23 protein-coding genes are annotated in these 17,743 nt (G+C 70.8%); 13 read left to right on the plus strand and 10 right to left on the minus strand.

The genetic code is table 11. The annotated features are described in order from the left end of the window. Positions 1–51 precede the first annotated feature (51 nt). Positions 52–690, plus strand: coding sequence for a GNAT family N-acetyltransferase (locus tag GKC29_RS20490; protein WP_155332360.1), 639 nt, complete (start codon positions 52–54; stop codon positions 688–690). Here GKC29_RS20490 and GKC29_RS20495 read toward each other — a convergent pair. Then, entirely contained in the window at positions 653–1,471 is an 819-nt protein-coding gene (locus tag GKC29_RS20495) for a trans-aconitate 2-methyltransferase (protein WP_155332361.1), read from the minus strand. The two genes, GKC29_RS20490 and GKC29_RS20495, sit on opposite strands and share 38 nt — an antisense overlap. Before the next feature lie 207 nt (positions 1,472–1,678). On the opposite strand from GKC29_RS20495, the gene GKC29_RS20500 reads away from it, so the two are divergent. Further along, on the plus strand, positions 1,679–2,362 hold the full coding sequence (locus GKC29_RS20500) for a hypothetical protein (RefSeq protein ID WP_155332362.1): 684 nt from the start codon (positions 1,679–1,681) through the stop codon (positions 2,360–2,362). Continuing rightward, positions 2,346–3,158, plus strand: a complete 813-nt coding sequence (locus GKC29_RS20505; protein WP_155332363.1) for a class F sortase — start codon at positions 2,346–2,348, stop codon at positions 3,156–3,158. Before GKC29_RS20500 ends, GKC29_RS20505 begins: the two co-directional genes overlap by 17 nt. Positions 3,159–3,189: 31 nt before the next feature. Here GKC29_RS20505 and GKC29_RS20510 read toward each other — a convergent pair whose 3' ends face one another. After that, on the minus strand, positions 3,190–4,122 hold the full coding sequence (locus GKC29_RS20510) for an NAD(P)-dependent oxidoreductase (protein ID WP_196255673.1): 933 nt from the start codon (positions 4,120–4,122) through the stop codon (positions 3,190–3,192). 242 nt (positions 4,123–4,364) lie between these two features. On the opposite strand from GKC29_RS20510, the gene GKC29_RS20515 reads away from it, so the two are divergent. Continuing rightward, a complete protein-coding gene (locus GKC29_RS20515; protein ID WP_155332365.1) occupies positions 4,365–4,787 on the plus strand; it encodes a DUF6223 family protein in 423 nt (140 codons plus the stop codon). A 4-nt stretch (positions 4,788–4,791) separates the two neighbouring features. On the opposite strand, the gene GKC29_RS20520 is transcribed toward GKC29_RS20515, so the two are convergent. From GKC29_RS20520 to GKC29_RS20535, 4 genes are all read right to left on the minus strand, one after another. Next, complete coding sequence (locus GKC29_RS20520) at positions 4,792–5,454, minus strand: response regulator transcription factor (protein WP_155332366.1); 663 nt, start codon at positions 5,452–5,454, stop codon at positions 4,792–4,794. Next, a complete protein-coding gene (locus GKC29_RS20525; protein WP_155332367.1) occupies positions 5,451–6,596 on the minus strand; it encodes a sensor histidine kinase in 1,146 nt (381 codons plus the stop codon). Before GKC29_RS20525 ends, GKC29_RS20520 begins: the two co-directional genes overlap by 4 nt. Before the next feature lie 174 nt (positions 6,597–6,770). Further along, entirely contained in the window at positions 6,771–7,781 is a 1,011-nt protein-coding gene (locus GKC29_RS20530) for a serine protease (RefSeq protein ID WP_155332368.1), read from the minus strand. A 546-nt stretch (positions 7,782–8,327) separates the two neighbouring features. Further along, positions 8,328–9,236, minus strand: a complete 909-nt coding sequence (locus GKC29_RS20535) for a LysR family transcriptional regulator (protein WP_155332369.1) — start codon at positions 9,234–9,236, stop codon at positions 8,328–8,330. 81 nt (positions 9,237–9,317) lie between these two features. Between GKC29_RS20535 and GKC29_RS20540 the strand changes: the two genes are divergently transcribed. The 3 genes from GKC29_RS20540 to GKC29_RS20550 all read left to right on the plus strand — a co-directional run bounded on the left by GKC29_RS20540 (position 9,318) and on the right by GKC29_RS20550 (position 11,542). Beyond that, entirely contained in the window at positions 9,318–10,310 is a 993-nt protein-coding gene (locus tag GKC29_RS20540; RefSeq protein ID WP_155332370.1) for a DMT family transporter, read from the plus strand. A 138-nt stretch (positions 10,311–10,448) separates the two neighbouring features. After that, positions 10,449–10,979, plus strand: a complete 531-nt coding sequence (locus GKC29_RS20545; protein WP_196255674.1) for an RNA polymerase sigma factor — start codon at positions 10,449–10,451, stop codon at positions 10,977–10,979. Continuing rightward, a complete protein-coding gene (locus GKC29_RS20550; protein WP_155332372.1) occupies positions 10,976–11,542 on the plus strand; it encodes a hypothetical protein in 567 nt (188 codons plus the stop codon). The genes GKC29_RS20545 and GKC29_RS20550 overlap by 4 nt, the downstream gene beginning before the upstream one ends. A gap of 202 nt (positions 11,543–11,744) precedes the next feature. On the opposite strand, the gene GKC29_RS20555 is transcribed toward GKC29_RS20550, so the two are convergent. Next, positions 11,745–12,449, minus strand: a complete 705-nt coding sequence (locus tag GKC29_RS20555) for a VOC family protein (RefSeq protein WP_155332373.1) — start codon at positions 12,447–12,449, stop codon at positions 11,745–11,747. A gap of 145 nt (positions 12,450–12,594) precedes the next feature. On the opposite strand from GKC29_RS20555, the gene GKC29_RS20560 reads away from it, so the two are divergent. The 4 genes from GKC29_RS20560 to GKC29_RS20575 all read left to right on the plus strand — a co-directional run bounded on the left by GKC29_RS20560 (position 12,595) and on the right by GKC29_RS20575 (position 14,666). Next, complete coding sequence (locus GKC29_RS20560; RefSeq protein WP_155332374.1) at positions 12,595–13,023, plus strand: hypothetical protein; 429 nt, start codon at positions 12,595–12,597, stop codon at positions 13,021–13,023. Next, on the plus strand, positions 13,017–13,244 hold the full coding sequence (locus GKC29_RS20565; RefSeq protein WP_155332375.1) for a helix-turn-helix transcriptional regulator: 228 nt from the start codon (positions 13,017–13,019) through the stop codon (positions 13,242–13,244). Before GKC29_RS20560 ends, GKC29_RS20565 begins: the two co-directional genes overlap by 7 nt. After that, a complete protein-coding gene (locus tag GKC29_RS20570) occupies positions 13,241–14,218 on the plus strand; it encodes an NAD(P)-dependent alcohol dehydrogenase (RefSeq protein ID WP_155332376.1) in 978 nt (325 codons plus the stop codon). The genes GKC29_RS20565 and GKC29_RS20570 overlap by 4 nt, the downstream gene beginning before the upstream one ends. 88 nt (positions 14,219–14,306) lie before the next feature. Next, the gene (locus tag GKC29_RS20575) at positions 14,307–14,666 is read left to right on the plus strand and encodes a hypothetical protein (RefSeq protein ID WP_155332377.1); all 360 of its coding nucleotides are present in this window, start codon (positions 14,307–14,309) and stop codon (positions 14,664–14,666) included. A gap of 149 nt (positions 14,667–14,815) precedes the next feature. On the opposite strand, the gene GKC29_RS30055 is transcribed toward GKC29_RS20575, so the two are convergent. Beyond that, positions 14,816–15,721: an alpha/beta hydrolase gene (locus tag GKC29_RS30055; RefSeq protein WP_230688727.1), complete on the minus strand. Its 906-nt coding sequence runs from the start codon at positions 15,719–15,721 to the stop codon at positions 14,816–14,818. Positions 15,722–15,788: 67 nt separating this feature from the next. On the opposite strand from GKC29_RS30055, the gene GKC29_RS20590 reads away from it, so the two are divergent. Continuing rightward, entirely contained in the window at positions 15,789–16,301 is a 513-nt protein-coding gene (locus GKC29_RS20590) for an STM3941 family protein (protein ID WP_155332379.1), read from the plus strand. On the opposite strand, the gene GKC29_RS20595 is transcribed toward GKC29_RS20590, so the two are convergent. Further along, positions 16,283–16,711, minus strand: coding sequence for a DUF2716 domain-containing protein (locus GKC29_RS20595; RefSeq protein ID WP_370463270.1), 429 nt, complete (start codon positions 16,709–16,711; stop codon positions 16,283–16,285). The two genes, GKC29_RS20590 and GKC29_RS20595, sit on opposite strands and share 19 nt — an antisense overlap. On the opposite strand from GKC29_RS20595, the gene GKC29_RS20600 reads away from it, so the two are divergent. Further along, positions 16,604–17,308: a pentapeptide repeat-containing protein gene (locus tag GKC29_RS20600; RefSeq protein WP_155332380.1), complete on the plus strand. Its 705-nt coding sequence runs from the start codon at positions 16,604–16,606 to the stop codon at positions 17,306–17,308. The two genes, GKC29_RS20595 and GKC29_RS20600, sit on opposite strands and share 108 nt — an antisense overlap. A gap of 71 nt (positions 17,309–17,379) precedes the next feature. Here the strand turns inward: GKC29_RS20600 and GKC29_RS20605 are convergent, their stop codons facing one another. Continuing rightward, a complete protein-coding gene (locus GKC29_RS20605) occupies positions 17,380–17,631 on the minus strand; it encodes a hypothetical protein (RefSeq protein WP_155332381.1) in 252 nt (83 codons plus the stop codon). Between the last annotated feature and the right edge of the window lie 112 nt (positions 17,632–17,743).

The following is a 17,743-nucleotide window of genomic DNA, read 5'->3' on the forward strand; positions in this document are numbered from 1 at the left end:
CCACCGCCAAATCGGATCGCCGCACCCGACGCGTCGTGCGATCGTTGCCGGGTGCCTCAGCCGAACTTGCGCACCGACCGCCTGCTGCTCGTCCCCCTCGCCGACCGGCACCTGGAGCTGGAGGTCCAGCTCGACTCCGACCCGGAGGTGCTGCGCTACCTCTACGGCCGGGCGCGGTCCCGGGACGAGGTGGTCGCGTCACACGCGCAGCGGATGGCCCTCGCCGACACGGTGGACGGCCTGGGCTACTGGACGGCGTTCGGCACCGACGGCGGGGCGCGCGGCTCGACGCCGCCGGCCAGCGAGGACGAGGGCGACTTCGTCGGGCTGATGATGCTCCCGCCGGCGCACGGCCCCGACCAGCCGGACGACCCCACGGTCAGCGACCTGGGTTACCGCATCCTCCGTCGCTGCTGGCGGCGGGGCCTGGCCAGCGAGGCGTCCCGCACGCTCCTGCGGCACGCCTTCGACACCGTCGGGCAGCGCCGGGTGATCGCGCAGACCATGGCCGTGAACGCCGGCTCCCGGGGCGTGATGGAGGCCGTCGGCATGCGGTACGTGCGCACGTACTTCCCGTCCTGGGACGACCCGCTGCCGGGAAGCGAGCTGGGTGAGGTCGAGTACGAGATGACCCGCGAGATGTGGCAGGCCCTCAACCCCGGTGACCGCGAGCGGGCGGAAATCGGCTGACCCGGCGCGCCAGGCACAGCCCGGTGGTCAACCGCTGCTCGACGACACCGCCGCGCGCGTCGACGAGGTCGGCCAGGGCGCGGTGCAGGCGGGACCGCTGCTGCTCGGGCAGCATCCGGTGCGGGGAGAAGGTGGACAGCAGGGTGAGGTAACGGGCGGTGTCGTACGGCACCACCGTCACGACCCGCTGCTCCTCGACGTCGATGAACCACGGCGAACCACGCAGTTCGTCCGGGTGGAACACGCCCGGGTGGCGGGTGTTGACCGGCCGTCCGGGCTGGTCGGCGATCTCCGGCGCGTGCTGCAGGTACACCGCGTCCAGCTCCGCCCGCAGTCGTGCGTCGACGAAGCCGAAGTCGTGCCCGAAGACCGCGAGCACCCCGCCCGGCGCCAGCGCCTCGGCGGCCAGGCGGCTGCGCCGGGTTCGGTCGACCCAGTGCCAGGCCTGCGCGCTGGCCAGCAGGTCGACTCCGCCCGGCGGCGGGGTCCAGTCCTCGAACCGGCTGACCACCACCGACACCAGGTCGTCGCCGTCGAAGCGGCGGGTCAGCAGCGCGGCCATCGCCGGGTCGGGTTCCACGCAGGTCAGCGGTACGCCGAGGCCACGCAGCAGCGCCGTGCCCTTGCCCGTCCCCGCGCCCGACTCCGCCACGGTCCTCGGCGCCCGGCCCGCGTACGCGGTGATCAGGTCCAGGATCTCCGCCGGGTAGCCCGGCCGGACGTCGTCGTAGGCGTCGGCGACCTCGCCGAACACCCGCCGCTGCTCCCGTGGCGCCGTCATGGGTGGACCCTACCGACGGCGGCGCGCCACCGCCCAGACGGGACAGACAGGGCGCGTAGCTCTCAAACAACATGAATTAACTACTTATTGCCTCTCACCCCTTAGATGTTACGAAACCTGGAATTTCCTCTGCTTTCGGATGAATCCGCTTAACGTTCGACGTGGCTCGTCCTCCAGAGCCACCACGAGAGAGTGAGGAACAGTTCGATGAGTTTTCTGACCAAGCTCGCCGGCGGCGTGGTGCTGGGCAGCGCCGCCCTGCTGCTCGCCACGCCCGCCACCGCGCTCGCCGCGTACGACGACGGATCCAAGGACCGCAAGACGTCGGACCAGGGACAGAAGTCGGACGGGAAGTCGGACGGGAAGTCCGGCCGGAAGTCGGACGACAAGCCGAAGACGTTCGACCTGAAGGACAAGCAGGGCAACGGGGTCATCTGCGCGACCACCAAGCAGATCAACGAGCAGAACATCGACCAGATCATCAAGGACAACACCATCACGGACAGCGTCGTCACCTTCAACCTGAACGCGGCGCAGGCGGCGACGAACAACAACGAGACCGGAAAGGTCATCGTCGTCTGCATCCGCGACCTCGACGTCGAGCTGGACGTGGAGGTCGACCTCCTCGGCGATCTCCTCCGGATGGTCGAGGCCGCTTCGCCGGTGGGCCAGCGCGCCGCCACCGCCGCCGCTCCCGGCGGCGCGTACGCGGGCCCGGAAGGAGCCTGGGTGCTGCCGAGGACGGCCGGCGTCGCGGCCGGTGACGGTGGCGCGCTCTCCGACACCAACACCGGTGCCCTCACGGCGGCCGGTGCCGGCATGATGGGCGTTGGCGTGCTCGGTGGCATCGCCCTGCTGCGTCGGCGGTCCGCCAATGGCACTGCCGCCTGAGGCGGCGAGGAGCGCCAGCGGCCGCCACGGTTTCCCGTGGCGTGCCGCTGGCTTCTCCCTGGTCGTCCTTGTCATCCTCACCGGAGCAGGGCTGGTCGGGCTCGCCGCCACGGCTCCCGATCCGGTCGGGCCGCCGCCGCAGCCCGATCCCGCCGCCGCACCGGAGTTCCTGCTGTCACCGCCGTCGGACCAACCCACCACGGCAGCAGCACCGACGCCGAGCGGAACCAGCGCGTCGCCGAGCACCGGGGCGACGCCCGGCGCGCCGCGCCGTGCCCGCGGGTCCGCCGCGACCCGCCCGTCTCCCGCTCCGACGGTGGTCGGCATGGTGCGCTCCCAGCCGACCCGCATCAAGATCCCGCGCATCGGCGTCGACGCGCCGACGGTTCCGCTCGGGCTCGACCGGAACCAGCAGATCGCGGTCCCGCCGCTGAACCAACCCAGGACGACCGGGTGGTACAAGCTGGGGCCGACTCCCGGCGAGGTGGGGACCGCCGTGGTGGTGGGCCACGTCGACTCCCGGGTCAGCGGACGGGCCGTCTTCTTCCGCCTGGGCGCGCTGAAACCGAAAGACACCATCGAGGTGCTCCGCCAGGACGGCAAGAATGCCACCTTCGTCGTCGACGGGGTGGCCCGCTACCCGAAGGCCAAGCTCCCGCTGAACCAGGTCTACGGCCACACCGGCAAGGCGCAGCTCCGGTTGATCACCTGTGGTGGCACCTACGACAAGGCGGCGAAGTCGTACCGGGACAACATCGTGGTGTTCGCGACCCTGACCACCGGCCGCGCCACCTGAGGCGCCGATCCGGGGCCGTCCCCCGCGGCGATCACCCGAACACCTCCCGGAACCCCTCCCGCCACGACGGGTACGTGAGGCTCAGCCCCAACTCCGACCTGGCCCTGGCGTTGCTGGCCGCGCGGAGCTGGGTGCCGTAGTAGACGGCTTGGACGCCGATCTGTTCCTCGGCCTCCGCCACGGAGATGCGCCGCGGCGGAGGAGCGTCCAGGATCTCGGCCAGGTACGGCAGCCAGTCGGCCTGCGGGGCAGGCTCGTCCCCCACGACGTTGTAGATGCCGGGACGTCCCCGGTCGACCGCCTGCACGGTGGCGGCGACCGCGTCACCGACATGGACGAACGGATAGTGGCCGGTGCCCTCGCCGACGATCGGCAGATCACCCGACGCGACGCCGATTGCCCAGTCGCCACCCGGCCCGATCGCGGTGCCCTGACCGTAGAGGAAGCCGTACCGGAGAACGACGCCCTCGATCTCCGGTGTGCCCGACACCAGCGCTTCGGCCGCGATGTTCGCCTGTACGTGGCTCCGGATCGGCTCCGGGGCGTCCAGGTACAGCGGCGTCGACTCGTCCGTGGGCTCCGATCCCCCCGGCTCGGTCATGAAACTGGCGCTCTGCGAGACGACCCGACGGGTGCCGGCTTCACGGGCCGCCGCCATCAGCGTCCTCGTACCCTCGCTCCGCAGCCGGTTGGTCAACTCCAGCCACGTCGCGTAGTCACGCGCCGGCGCGGACAACGCGGTGATCTCGTTGACGATCACCTCCGGTGCGGCGCCGAGAACCGCCCGACGCACCGCCGCCTCGTCGAGCCCGTCCATCAACGCCGGCCGCGCCCCGAGCGCCTCGACGACGGAGATGTTCTCGCTCCGGTGGGTGCTGGCCGTGACCTCGTGACCCCGATCCACCAGGGCCTCGACGAGGGGCCGGCCCAGCACCCCGGTTCCGCCCGCGACGAAGATCCGCACTGCCGTCTCCCTGCTGTAACGACGCCCCGGGCCCATCGTGACCTGCGGCCCGGGTTGCCGGTGCACCAATCGGTCAAGCTCGCGCCTGACGACGGCCGCAGGAGGACAACTCCGGTGGTACGACGCGCGGAGCGCGCGCAACCCAGGTGGTACGCCGATCGGCAACTCCGGCATGACGACTGGTGAGCACACCCGTCCATACGCTGCCTCGTGTAGTCCTCACGCCAGCGAAGGGGTCCCCGATGAACGTCCGTCACCTGCTTGTCGCCGCCGCAGCCGCCCTGCTCGGGGGGTTCGGGTCCGCCGCACCGGCGGCCGCGCACGTCTCCACCCAACCGTTCGCCGTCAGCGTCGACAGCATGAGCGCCGGGCGGCTCGGTGCCAGCGTCGCCGCCGTGCTGGGGCTGGCCGGCCTGGTCGTCGGAGGGCTGGCTCTGGCCCGACCCGCCAGTCGGACCGGCACCGGCTCCGGGCGGTTCGGAGCCACCGTGGCCGTGGTGGCGGGGCTGACCGGCATGGCCCTCGGTGGGCTGGTCGTGGCCACCTCCGACAGCGGTGTCGGCACCGGCAACGGGCGAGGCGGCGGCTACCTGGCACTGGTGGTGGGGCTGATCGCCGTCGTCCTCGGTGGGCTGGCCCTGGTGCGTTCCCGCCGCGCCGCCTGAGTTGTCAGGAGCGGGCGAGCCAACCGGGAACGGTCACGCCGGACTCGTATGCGAGGATCACCAAACCGGCCCGGTCGCGGACCTGGGTCTTGGTCATGATCCGGCTGACGTGCGTCTTCGCGGTGGCCGGGCTGAGCACCAGGCGCGCCGCTATCTCGTCGTTGGACAGGCCGGCGGCGACCAGCGCCATCACCTCACGCTCCCGCTCGGTGAGCGCGCTCAGCCGCGGCCCCGGGTCCGGATGCGTGACCCGGGCGGTGAACTCGGAGATCAGCCGGCGGGTGATCGACGGCGCGATCAGCGCGTCACCGCGCGCCACCACCCGCACCCCGTGGATCAGCTCCGTCGGCTCGGTGTCCTTGACCAGGAAGCCGCTCGCGCCCGCCCGTAGCGCGCCGTAGACGTAGTCGTCCAGGTCGAACGTGGTCAGGATGATCACGCGTACCGCGGAGGTCGCGGTGATCTCCCGGGTGGCGGCCAGGCCGTCCAGTCCGGGCATGCGGATGTCCATGAGGACGACGTCCGGTCCCAGGTGTCGGGCGAGCCGCACCGCCTCGGCACCGTCGGCGGCCTCGCCGACCACCTCGATGCCGTCCTCACCGTCCAGAATGGACCGGAATCCGGCGCGTACCAGCGTCTGGTCGTCGGCGACCAGCACCCGGATCATGCCGGCGCTCCGGCCGGTGCCGGGCCGGGCCGCAGCGGTAGGCGGGCGCGCACCTGGAAGCCGCCACCCGGTCCGGGGCCGGTGGTCAGCGAACCGCCCAGGGCCCGGGCCCGCTCGCCCATGCCCAGGATCCCCTTGCCCGGCGGGCCGGGTGCGCCGGTGCCGTCGTCCTCGACCTCCACCAACACGTCGTCGCGGTCAGGCCGGACGCGGACCACCACGGCGGTCGCACCGGCGTGCCGGGTCACGTTGGTGAGCGCCTCCTGCACGATCCGGTACGCCGCCAGGTCGACCTCCGGCGGCAGCGGCCGGGTTTCCGCCAGCTCGGTGCGGATCTCCAGTCCGGACCGTCCGGCCGTCGTCACCAACTCGTCGAGCCGGGTCAGCCCGGGTGCGGGCGCGGTCGGCGCCTCGCCCTCCTGCCGCAGGATGCCCAACGCGGTGCGCAACTCCCGCAGCGTCTCCTTGCTCGTCTGTTTGATCGCGGTCAGCGCCTGCTCGGACCGGGTGGGGTCCGGGCGGTGCAGCGCGGCACTGGCCTGCACGTTGATCAGTGAGAGGTGGTGGCCGAGCACGTCGTGCAGCTCGCGGGCGATGCGCAATCGCTCGTCGGTCGCCCGGCGCCGGGCCTCCGCCTCCTTGCTCTGCTCCGCCGCGAGCACCCGGGCCTGCACCTCGGCGAGGTACGCCCGGCGGTTGCGGGTCACGCCGACGATGACCGCGACGAGCCAGCCGGCGTGCAGCAGCGTCGCCCCGTTCGCGCTGTCGGCGGTCCTGGTGTAGCTGTCCGCGACGGCGAAGGCGACCACCGAGGCGAGACCGAGTCCGATCGCGACCGCGAGGTGCCCCTCGTCGACGACGGTGTAGAGCGCCACGACGAACACCAGCATGACCGGACCGGGCCGGTGCAGCAGTGCTCCGTACGCGACAACCGCGGCCAGCGCCACCACGCCCACCGCGACCGGACGGCGACGGCGGAGGTACAGCGCGGCGGCGGAGGCCAGCACAGCCAGCAACGCCAGCCATTCGGCGGCGGTGTCGATGCCACGCGACTGCACCACCAGGCCGATGAACGCGACCAGGCCGACCACCACCACCAGCGCGGTGTTCGCCACCCGGCCATCACGCCGCCACGTCACCATGCGCCGAAGCCTAACGTCCTGCGACGCCGGGAATTACGCCGAGACCGCCGGGCCGCCAGGCCACCGGTGGCCTGGAGCTGGCCGCGTCTCCACCACTGTGGACCTGCGCCGACGACGCCTCCGCGCACGTGAGGAGCCCCGGCCGTGGGGCCGGGGCTCCGGTGTGCACGTGGGTCACGCCGGGGACAGACCCTCCGCGAAGTCGTAGAGGCTCTTGATGTCGTTGTCGAAGTACGGGCCGTCGAACTGCCCGTTGCCCGGGTTGTCGCCGTGGCTCACGACGCTGTTGATGTACCCGAGGCCGTTCTGGTCGTTGTACTCCTGCAGCCAGGGTCCGCCGCTGGAGCCGTAGGTCATGTTGCACCACATCCGGATCTGCTGGCCGCCCGCGTGCCAGGTGCCGCTCTGGCAGTACCACTGGACCTCGCCGCCGCCGAGGTTCGACGGGTAGCCGAGGGCGGTGATCAGGGGAATGTTGTAGCCCCAGTTCCAGCGCAGACCGTGGCCGCCGACCGTGTCGACGACCTTGAGGCCCCAGTTACCGCCGTTGTGCATGATGGCGATGCCCATGTCCTCGTCGTAGCTGTTGTTGTTGATCCACGCGGTGCGGGTCGTGAGCTGGTAGGCCACGAACGTGCCGAACGGCCGCGCGCCGTGGCGGTAGCGCGGAACGAACTGCCAGTTGCGGTACCACTGCCCGCCGCGGCCCTGGTGCACGCAGTGACCCGCGGTCATGACGAGTCGGCGCTTGCCGCTGGCGACGGCGCTCGCCGAGCAGGAGGCGGTACCGCCGGACGGGGTGGTGAAGTAGACCTTGCCGACGACCGCCGACTCGTTGAGCTGGATGCTGATGTCGCCGGTGCTGGCGACGCTCGGCTTCACCGGCGCGACCGCGCCCGCCGGTCCGACGGGCTTCGCCACCCGGTCGGAGGACTCGGTGGCGCCGGGGCGCTTCGCGATGTCCAGGTCGACGGCGTTGGCCATGCGCTCCGGCGTCCAGAACGCGGTCACCTCCTTGGCGATCTTCGCGTTGGTGATCGCGCGACCGTCGCTGGTGCGGGCGACCGTGGTGGTGTTGCCGTTCTTGTCGGTCGTGGTCGGCTTGGCCTCGGCGGCCGTCGGTCCGGTCACGACCAGCGCGAGCGCCAGGCTGGCCGTTGCGGACCATCGCAGGGTTGATTTCAAGTGCCCCTCCTATTTTCCTCGTGCCCCCGATTGGGCCACCGCAACGTATCGACTGAATTGCATTCGGCGCAACGTGATCGAATGCCGGATAATTGACACCGCCACCGGGCGGCCGAAAACGGTGCGCAAATCCCAGCGCCGCAATTCCGCGTCCTCCGCCGGAGAACGTCCTTCACTGTCGGCGGGTGGGAGTTGCGATGCCGGCGGGTTGATGTCGACGCAAGTCCCCTCGCTGTTGCGAGGGCTGTGACCAGGCAGTATGGACGCTGAGTGGTGATCGCAACCCGGAAGTCAAGGGCAGCATGCGCATCCGAATGAACAACCGGCGACAATCCCATTGCCACCGCGGACACTAATCCCGGCGGACGATCTTCCGCCCACTCCCCAGCCATGTGACGCGACGCACAGCGGCACCGCGAAGGCACGCTTCCTCGCGTAATGAAATGGCCCAGTTATTCGTAGCCCCAGGCAATCAGGACAGGAATTCGCCAGCCACAGTCACAATGCGGGCAATTGGGGAGTCAGGATCCCGACGACCGCATCCGATCAGCCCCGACCGTCCGCGTACGCGGACGTGGCGGCCTCCCGCAGCGCGGCGACCGCCGTCCGCACCGCCGGCGTGTGCTCGACCGCGTCGTGCACCACCACGCGGATCGACCGGATCGGCGTCGGGCGGACCACCTGGACGCTGGTCACGCCGGGGGGCAGGTGTGCCGCGCCGAGCGCGGGGAGCACCGTGAGGCCGATGCCGGCCGCGACGAAGGCGAGCGCCGTCGGGTAGTCGTGCGCCTCGACCCGGAAGGCCGGGCTGAAGCCGGCGGCGGTGCACGCCTCGATGAGGTTGGCGCGGCACCAGCCGCGGGCGAAGTCGTTGTCGACCCAGCGCTCGTCGGCGAGGTCGGTCAGGTCCACCTCCTCCTGCCCGGCGAGGCGGTGCCCGGCGGGCAGCACGGCCACGTACGGGTCGTCGAGGAGATGGTGGGCGGTGAAGCCCGAGCCGGGGTCGAAGCCGGCGCCCGCCACGACCACCTGGAGGTCGGCGCGTTCCTCCCGGCTGTCCGGGATGTGTTCGCGCAGTTCCAGGTCGAGCCGCACACCGGGGTGTTCGGCGAGGATGCACCGCACCACGAGCGGCATCCACGCCGCGCCCACGGATGCGAAGTACGCGATGGACAGTGCGCCGGTGCGGCCGGCTCGCAGGTCCGCGATCAGCGACTCGGCCGCACCGAGCCGGGAGAGCACCCGGTCCGCCTCGGCGGCCAGGGCGTGCCCGGCGGCGGTGGGCCGAAGGCCCCGCCCCGCGCGGGCGAGGAGGGTGAGGCCCGTCTCGCGCTGGAGTGCGGTGAGGTGCTGGCTGATGGCGGACGGGGTGTAGCCCAGGTTGGCGGCGGCCGCCTGGACCGACCCGGACGCGACGACGGAGCGGAAGACCCGGAGGCGGTGAACGTCGAGCACCCCTCAACAGTAAAGCCCCACTGAACAGTTGTGAAGAAACAGTCGCTGGTGCTGAACATTCGGGCGCACGAGAATCACCCCATGACCCCTGCACAGCTCACCGCCGCCCCGCTCCGGCCGGACGCCACCGAGGGCGACCACGCCCGCGCGGCGTACCCCCGGTCCTGGCCCACCCTCGTCGCCGCCGGGACGACGGTGTTCCTGTGGGCGTCGGCGTTCGTCGGCATCCGCTTCGTCGGGCACGACTACTCCCCCGGCGCCCTGGCGCTGGGCCGCATGGCGGCGGCGTCCGTCGCGCTGAGCGCGTTCGTGGCGTTCACCGCCGGGCTGCGACGCGCCCGTTCTCCGCACGCCGCGCCGGAGCCGCACAGCCCGGCGCCCCGCCGGGCCGCTCTGCCCCGTGGCGGCACCCTGGGGCTCATCGCGCTGTGGGGCGTGGCGTGGTTCGGCGGCTACAACGTGGCGCTCAACGCCGCCGAGCGGCTGGTCGACGCCGGGACGGCGGCACTGCTGGTGGCGGTCGCGCCGATCCTCGTCGCGGTGGCCGCGGTCCTCGTCCTGGGCGAGCGGCTCACCGGCCGGCTCGGCGCCGGCGTGGCGATCGCCTTCGCCGGCGTCGCCCTGATCGCGGCCAGCGGCTTCACCGGACACGCCGACAAACTCGGCGTCGCGCTGGCGCTGCTCTCCGCCCTGCTGTACGCCTTCGGCGTGCTGCTCCAGAAGCGCCTGCTGGCGCGGGTGGACGCCGTGACGATGACCTGGCTCGGCGCGCTGGCCGGGACCGCGGCGCTGCTGCCGTTCGCCCCCACGCTCCTCGGCCAGCTCGCCACCGCCCCGCCGGCGGCCACCCTCGGCATGCTCTACCTGGGCGTCTTCCCGACCGCGGTCGGCTTCCTCGCCTGGGGCTACGTGCTGTCCCGCTGGACCGCGGGGCGCACCACCGCCGCCACCTACCTGGCACCGCCGGTGACCGTCCTGCTGTCGTGGCTGCTGCTGGACGAGGTGCCGGCGCCACTCGCCCTGCTGGGCGGCGCGCTCTGCCTGGCCGGCGTGGTGCTCGCGACGCGCCGCTGACGCCAGGCCTGAAGAGAAGCCGCTGAATCTTGCGCGAAGCGGTAAGCAAGCACGCCCGTGCCGACAAGTACTAGTGTCAGATCACCACTTGGAGGACCGGTGCCAGATGCTGAGCGGTCAGCGGCGGAACGACAACGCTTGACCGACCTGTTCCACCGTCATGGCAACGACATCTACGCCTACGTCTGCGATCGCCTCGGAACGGATGACGCGCACGACCTTGTCGCCGACGTTTTCCTCGTAGCCTGGCGTCGCCTGCCGGCGGTCAGGCCCGGCGAGGAGCGTCCCTGGCTGTTCGGCGTCGCGCGTCGGCTGATGCTTGAGCATCGCCGGCTCGGCGCCACGCACGCTGCCCTGCAGACCAGGCTTGAGGGGATCGGTGAGCCGCGCGTCGCAGGCATGGAGGCCGTCGTCGACGAACGGACCCGCGTTGCCGCTGCGCTGCAGGAGCTGCCAGAGCCGGACCGAGAGGTGCTCCTGTTGCGTTACTGGTACGACCTGAGCAGCAAAGAAGCGGCCAAGGTGCTCGGCTGCACAACCGCCACCTTGGCGGTGCGTCTGCACCGCGCCCGCCGCAGGTTCGAGCGCGTGTACGAGGCCGGCGAACAACAGGATCAGCAACCGGCGCCGGAGAAGACGTTCACCATCTACGCGAGGGGGCAGGTGTGAAGCTGGACCGCAAGTCAACCGGTGCCCGCATCGCGGGAGCTCGTCCTGACGTCCGGCCCGACTTTGTTCGTACCGCACCTGGTTCGGCATTGCTGGCTCGCCTTCTGGAGACACCCCGACCTGCGGCGGAGCAGCGATCCAAGCGGCGGGCGGTGACGGTAGGCGCGGCGGTGGTGCTCGGCACGCTTCTTGCCGGCGGGGCGACGGCTGCGATCGGCGGCTATGGCGCACCGACAGCGCCGTCGGAGGCACTGCCCGCCAACGCCGACGCCTTCCTCTGCGCGACCGCCGGCCTGCGCGGCATGGGTGAGGTGCCGCCTCGGGCGGGCGAAACGCCCGTCGACGCCTGCCGACGAGGGTGGGAGAAGGTGTTCGGGGGTGATGCGCCGACGCACCTGTACGGGTGTGTGAAGCGGGCAACGGCAGGCCCGACGCCTGGGACGGAGCCCTCGACCACCCTGGCGTGGGGTGCGGTGGTCTACGTGGTTGACGGAGACCAGTTCAAGGACGCGGCGCAGACCTGCGGCTCGGTCGGCATGTTCGTGGCACCTGCGCGCCGGTGAGAATGCGTGACGGGGGAGACAGCATCTTCTCCCCCGTCACGCTTTATCTACACGCACACGGATCAGGGCCAGTTGGGCTTCCTGATGAGTGCAATCAAACGCTACGTAGAGTGGGCACAACTTTCCCGGACGCGATTGGCGCTGCGGCGGTCATGTTCAGCGACGTGGTCGACCACTGAGGCGTTCCGGTTGACCCGGGCGATCAGTTGTCTCTCAGGCAGAACTCGTTGCCGTCGGGGTCGGCCAGCACGACGGCGCCGTCCTCATCGACCTCCAGCCGAGTGGCCCCGAGGGAGACCAGCCGCTCGACCTCCGCCCGCTGGTCGCCACCGGCCACGGCGAGGTCGAATCGCTGCCGGTTCCTCCCCTTCTTCGGGGCCACCGGCGGACCGCCCCAGGCGACCTTCGTGCCACCGTGCGGTGACTGGATCGCGGTCTCCTGGTCCTGGTCCCACACCAGCGGCCAGCCCAGCGCGTCGCGCCAGAAGAGGCCGACCTCCCGGGTGCCGTCGCAGGCGAGTTCGCCGAGCGGGCCGCACCCGGCGAGGAAGGTGTTGCCGGGTGCGATCACGCAGAACTCGTAGCCTTCGGGGTCGGCCAGGACGACGTGCCCCTCATCGGGGCGCTGCCCGACGTCGAGGTGGCCGCCACCGAGCCGCAGCGCCGTCGCCACCCGGTGCTGCTGGTCGGCGGGGCTGTCGCTGGTCAGGTGCAGGTGCATGCGGTTCGGCCGCACCAGCTCCGCGCGGCTCGACGCGAACCGGAGGCTGAGCTGGGTGTCGTCGCCGGGCAGGAGCGCACCATCGGCGTCCTCGACGACCTCCCGGCCGAGCATGCCGGCCCAGAACTCCGCCAGGCGAGCCGGGTCGCGGGCATCGAAGGTCACCGACAGCAGCCTCGAGGTCATCGCCTCACGGTAGGCACGGGCCAGCAGGGCAACAAGCCAATAACGCCGGTCACCGGGACTCCCCGCACATGTAAAAGTTTCTAGACATGGCGTCAAAGACGCTTTACTCTGACCATGTCAAGGATTCTTTACATGGGAGTCGGTCATGACGCACGAGGAGAAACGCGCCTGGACCATGCTGGTCGTCAGCGCAGTCGGGTACGCCGTCTACGTGGCCGTCGTCCTGAGCCGGGTCGACGGCGGGCCGCTCGCCGCCACCCCCTACGCCGGCGTTCTGCTGTGGACGGTCGGCGGCGCCATCGTCGCGAACATCGTGGCCGAGATCGGGATGGGCGTGGTGAACCCCCGGGCGTCCCGCGCCAAGGACGTGCGCGACCGGGAGATCGGGCGGCTCGGCGACCACGTCGGCCAGGCGTTCGTGGTCGTCGGCGCGGTGTCGGCGATGCTGATGGCGTTGGCCGAGTGGGACTGGTTCTGGATCGCCAACGTCGTCTACCTGTGCTTCGTCCTGTCGGCGGTGGTCGGCTGCCTGGCGAAGGTGATCGTCTACCGCAGGGGTGTCCCGCAGTGGTGAAGCCGACCCGCGTCACGAACAGCATCCGCGCACTGCGCTTCGCGCACGACGAGATGACCCAGGCCGAGCTCGCCGAGCGGATCGGCGTGACCCGGCAGACCGTCATCGCCATCGAGCAGGGCCGCTACTCGCCCTCGCTGGAGATGGCGTTCCGGATCGCCCACGTGTTCGACGTGCGGCTCGACGACGTGTTCCAGTACCCCGAGGAGGCGGCACCGTGAAGGCCATCGTCCAGGACACCTACGGCCCGGCGGACGTGCTCCGACTCCGCGACGTCGACCGGCCGACCATCGGCGACGGGGACGTCCTCGTCCAGGTCCGCGCGGCCGGGGTCGACCCCGGGGTGTGGATCTTCATGACCGGCCGCCCCTACCTGGCGCGGCTGGCCAGCGGGTTGCGCCGGCCCCGGGTGCCGGTGCGCGGCCGGGACCTGGCCGGGGTGGTGACCGCGGTCGGCGCCCGGGTGACCCGGTTCCGGCCGGGCGACGAGGTGTACGGCACCTCCCTGCGCGGCTCGTACGCCGAGTTCACCAGCACGCCGGAGCGGCGGCTGGCCCGCAAGCCGGCCAACCTGTCGTTCGCGCAGGCCGCCGCGGTGCCCGTCTCCGGGATGACGGCGCTGCGCGCGGTCCGCGACAGCGGCGAGGTGCGCCCGGGGCACCGGGTGCTGGTGATCGGCGCGTCGGGCGGCGTCGGGTCCCACGCCGTGCAGATCGCCAAGGCGTACGGCGCGACAGTGACGGGCGTCTGCGCCCCGGCCAGGGCTGACGTCGTACGCGCCCTCGGCGCCGACGACGTCCTCGACTACACGCGCGAGGAGATCGACCGTGACGGCCCGGTCTACGACGTGGTCATCGACACCGGCGGTGACCGGCCGTTCTCACTCCTGCGCCGTGCCCTCACCCCGCGCGGGACGCTGGCGCTGGTCGGCGGCGCGTACACCAAGGGCCCGCTGCTCAGTGGCTACGACCGGCAGATGGTCCGCGCGCCGCTGCTGTCCCTCTTCGTCGGCCAGCGGCTGCGCAGCGTGAGCGCCATGGAGCGGACCGAGGACCTGGACACGCTGCGGGAGCTCATCGAAGCCGGTGCACTGACCCCGGCGGTCGACCGCAGCTATCCCCTCGCCGAGGCAGCGCACGCCATCCGGCACCTCAGGGAGGGGCACCCGGCCGGGAAGGTCGTCGTCACCATCTGACCTGCTGGTCGTCGCCGGCCTGGTGCGGCCCGGAAGCCCCACACCGCCGCGCTGATCAGCGCTGCCCGACGCGCCGCTACGCTGAGGCATGCTCGAGGCCGGTAGCCGCATGCGTAACCAGCCGCCCCCACCGGCCGCCGTCTTCGAGGCACTCACCACGCCCGACCGCGATCCACGGCGTCCCTGGCTGCGGCTGCTCGATGACGAACAGGCACCCCGGGTCCTCCGCGCCGAGCACCCGCACCTGGTCGTCTGGTCGTCGCTGTGGCCACGGCGGCCAGACGCCGAGGTGCATTTCCACCTGGCGTTCGACGGTATCTACGGAACCCAGCTGCGCTGGACGCTCCTGGTCGTCGAGCCGCTACCGGACCCGTCGCTCCTCGGTCACCTGCGCAAGCGCCTCAACTTCCTGATCAACGAGAACCTGCGTTCCACGTTCGGCCAGTAGGCCAACCATCCCCGACACGGCACGCCCACCGGGTCAGGCCGACCACCGTCGCCAGGCGCGCCACACCCGCCGGCGCAGTTGCGGTCCGTTGGGGTCGCACCGGGGTCAGCTCCCCGACGGATGATGGTTCTCGCTGAGTGGCGGCTGGCTCAGGCGTTGGCAGGGTCCTCTCCGGCTGCGGGCAGGTAGCAGTCGCTGGCCAGGATCAAGGCGATGCTGTCTCGGCTCTTCGTGGTGGTGAGGCTGACCGTGATCCCTGTTCCGGGATCCCGCATGGAGACTGCGCCTCGGGTGCCGTCGGCGAAGATGCGGTCTTCGGTCACTTCGTAGCCTTGCTGCCGCCACCTGTCTCGGATCCGGTGCAGCGAGGTGATCTGGTCGGCTGGGGCGACGGGTATCCCGGCGAAGCCGCTCAACGTCCAGCGGCCGTCGTCGGCGATCTCGCCTCGCTCGCCTACGCAGGGCGAGGTGTTGGTCCGCCAGTCATTCAGCGGGATGCCGACGGTGGTGGCGACGGCCTGAGCACTAGCCTCGGCCAGGCCTTTCACCTCGGCGGTGGCTCTGGTCTGCAAGGCGTCGTCCTTGCCGCGCGAGATGCCGCCACCGGTGCAGGCGGTGAGGATCATCAGTACGGCTGTGAGGGCGGCAGCATGCCGCCAAGCCGCCCGGTGGTGGAGGGTCATGGCGTTTCCCCGTGGTCGAGTACGGCCAGAACGGGCCAACGATAGGCAGGCCGGTGAGCCAGGTGGCGTGCTCCTCGGGCCGGGCGACCAAGGTGTCGTCGGCTGCGGCTCCGGCCCACACCTGCTGGGTGTCTCGCTGGCGTCGTCGACGCGCATGCCGGGGCTGCCGACGGCGATCATGTCGTCTGCGGCGAGGCCGTCACCGGTGCTGGCCGCCTCTACCAGGACGGTCGAGCCGTGACTGTGCCCGAGGACGGTGACGTGGCAGGACGTGCCGTCGTGGGCGGCGCGAAGTCCGTCGACGAAGCCGTCGAGGGCGCGGGCGCCGGCCTCCGCGTCGAGTTCGGTGACCCGGCGCGCGGTCTGCGGCAAACGAGGATGGTTAGCTGTTCGTCGATCACGTGACGGCGTCATGGTTGGACGGCAGTACGCTCTCGTCGTGGAAACGGTCCGCGTTTACGCTCCCCGATCGACGCTGCTGCTTCTGTTGCTCGCCTCCGCCGCCTTCGTGTTAGCGAGTCTGTGGATCATTGATGCCTCGCTCGGTGGGTTCGTCGGCATTGTCGTCGCGGTGGTCGGCATTGCGTTCTTCGGCCTGGCCGGCGTCTATTTTCTCCTCGAACTGGCCTATCGGCGACCGACCCTGCAGGTCGACGCGGAGGGCATCACCGACCGGGCGTCATTGGCCTCGGCTGGCCGGCTCGGTTGGCGCGAGATCGGCGTCGTGAAGATCCACTCCGTCGGGGGGCAACGAATGCTGGCGGTTCTGCCGCATGACCCGAATGCGGTGATTGCCCGAGCCGGGTTCGTCCGCCGCGCCCTCCTGCGGATGAACTATGCATCCGGCTTCCCGCCGGTCAACGTGCCAGAGTCCGCCCTGCCGTACTCGCTGGAGGCGCTCATCGACGAGATGCGCCGGCATAACCCCGAGCTTCAGGCGTCCACCCATTGACCACGCCACCGCGACGCAGGCAACGTACAGACCTCCCACCACGAGCCCGGTAGCGATCGGCGAACGGCGGCGATCGCGTCGAGCAGCTCAGCACCGAAAATGCACAGCGACGACTCCCACGGATGTCCGAAGGAGCCGAACCGGAAGTCCTCCGACAGGTAGATGTGATAGTCCCCGTCGGGATACGGCGACAACGGCCAGCCTGGCCGCCCTGGCGGGTCAAGAGGCTCCAGGATACGGCAGCGCGGGTGGTGCGGCGTGTGCCAGGCGGTGGACACGACGCCCGCGGCTAGAGTGCGCGGATGGCTGCGCGGACGTCTCGTGGTAGTGGTTCGGGTGTCGCCCGCTATCGGGTGCCGGCGAAGCCGAGACCGCCGGCCTCGCTGCAACGTGCTACAGCCGAAGAGCACAGGTTTGAGCCCGAATCGACGTTCCGACGGCTGGCATTCGTCGATCTCGACCTGTCCGGGCAGGCGGCCGACGGAGTGGAACTCGCGCAGTGCCGATTCAAGGGCGCGGACCTCAGCGGTGTCCAGCTCGACGGGGCAGCCATCACCGACTGCCTGTTCGAGAGTACGAACCTGGCGAACCTGCGGGCGGAGAAGTCGTCCATGATCCGGACTCGACTATCGACGCTTCGGATGACGGGCGTGCACTGGATCAACGGGGCGTTGCGCGACGTGACGGTGTCCGAGTGCCGGCTGGACCTGTCGTCGTTCCGGTTCACCAACTTCACCGACGTCACCTTTGACGACTGCAACCTGACCCGGGCGGACTTCCAAAACGCGGACCTGACCGGCGTGCGCTTCACCCACTGCGACCTGACCGGCGCCCAGTTCTCCCAAGCGACGATGAACGGCACCCGCTTCGCCAACTGCCTGCTCTCCGGGATCGGCGGAGTGACCAGCATGGCAGGAGCAGCCATCGCCCACCAAGACCTCGCGGCGTTGTCCTACACGCTGGCGGGCGCGCTCGGGATCCACATCGAGGACGCCGCCAGCGAATAGGCCGTCGGCCGCAGGTGCCGGGGCCGCTCACTCGCGGGTCCAACTTGACAACTTCGGTCTTCTCCGGGAGGTCACGCCACACCGCTCGACTGCATCACCGCAGGCCAGAGCCCTCTGCCCTGCCCAAACTCGGTGAGCACTTCGGGCGCGGTGACCACTTCGCCAACCTGCACCCAATCTGCTTTCACTTGCAAGGCAAAGGCATCCAGCGGCTCCTTGCCGCCGCGACCCGCGCGAACTCCCCCACCAGCCAACATAGAGCGCGGTCGACTGCTGCCCAAGACCGTGGAGCACTCCGTGTGAACGCCGATCTCGCCCTGCATCAAATTCGCACCGCTCGTCCAACCCCTCGGAACGTCCTCGGCCGAGTGCTCCGGCATCGGCCAGTTCGTGATGAACGCATCCTCCGGCCAGCCCGGCAGCACCTCGCGGGTC

Source organism: Micromonospora sp. WMMC415 (assembly GCF_009707425.1).
Lineage (GTDB): Bacteria > Actinomycetota > Actinomycetes > Mycobacteriales > Micromonosporaceae > Micromonospora.

Excerpts from the sequence above, each read along its gene's own strand:
- GKC29_RS20495 (WP_155332361.1), bottom strand. The coding sequence starts at position 1,471 with ATGACGGCGCCACGGGAGCAGCGGCGGGTGTTCGGCGAGGTCGCCGAC.
- GKC29_RS20500 (WP_155332362.1), top strand. The coding sequence starts at position 1,679 with ATGAGTTTTCTGACCAAGCTCGCCGGCGGCGTGGTGCTGGGCAGCGCC.
- GKC29_RS20505 (WP_155332363.1), top strand. The coding sequence starts at position 2,346 with ATGGCACTGCCGCCTGAGGCGGCGAGGAGCGCCAGCGGCCGCCACGGT.
- GKC29_RS20515 (WP_155332365.1), top strand. The coding sequence starts at position 4,365 with ATGAACGTCCGTCACCTGCTTGTCGCCGCCGCAGCCGCCCTGCTCGGG.
- GKC29_RS20520 (WP_155332366.1), bottom strand. The coding sequence starts at position 5,454 with ATGATCCGGGTGCTGGTCGCCGACGACCAGACGCTGGTACGCGCCGGA.
- GKC29_RS20525 (WP_155332367.1), bottom strand. The coding sequence starts at position 6,596 with ATGGTGACGTGGCGGCGTGATGGCCGGGTGGCGAACACCGCGCTGGTG.
- GKC29_RS20540 (WP_155332370.1), top strand. The coding sequence starts at position 9,318 with ATGACCCCTGCACAGCTCACCGCCGCCCCGCTCCGGCCGGACGCCACC.
- GKC29_RS20555 (WP_155332373.1), bottom strand. The coding sequence starts at position 12,449 with ATGACCTCGAGGCTGCTGTCGGTGACCTTCGATGCCCGCGACCCGGCT.
- GKC29_RS20560 (WP_155332374.1), top strand. The coding sequence starts at position 12,595 with ATGACGCACGAGGAGAAACGCGCCTGGACCATGCTGGTCGTCAGCGCA.
- GKC29_RS20575 (WP_155332377.1), top strand. The coding sequence starts at position 14,307 with ATGCTCGAGGCCGGTAGCCGCATGCGTAACCAGCCGCCCCCACCGGCC.
- GKC29_RS20600 (WP_155332380.1), top strand. The coding sequence starts at position 16,604 with ATGGCTGCGCGGACGTCTCGTGGTAGTGGTTCGGGTGTCGCCCGCTAT.
- GKC29_RS20605 (WP_155332381.1), bottom strand. The coding sequence starts at position 17,631 with ATGCAGGGCGAGATCGGCGTTCACACGGAGTGCTCCACGGTCTTGGGC.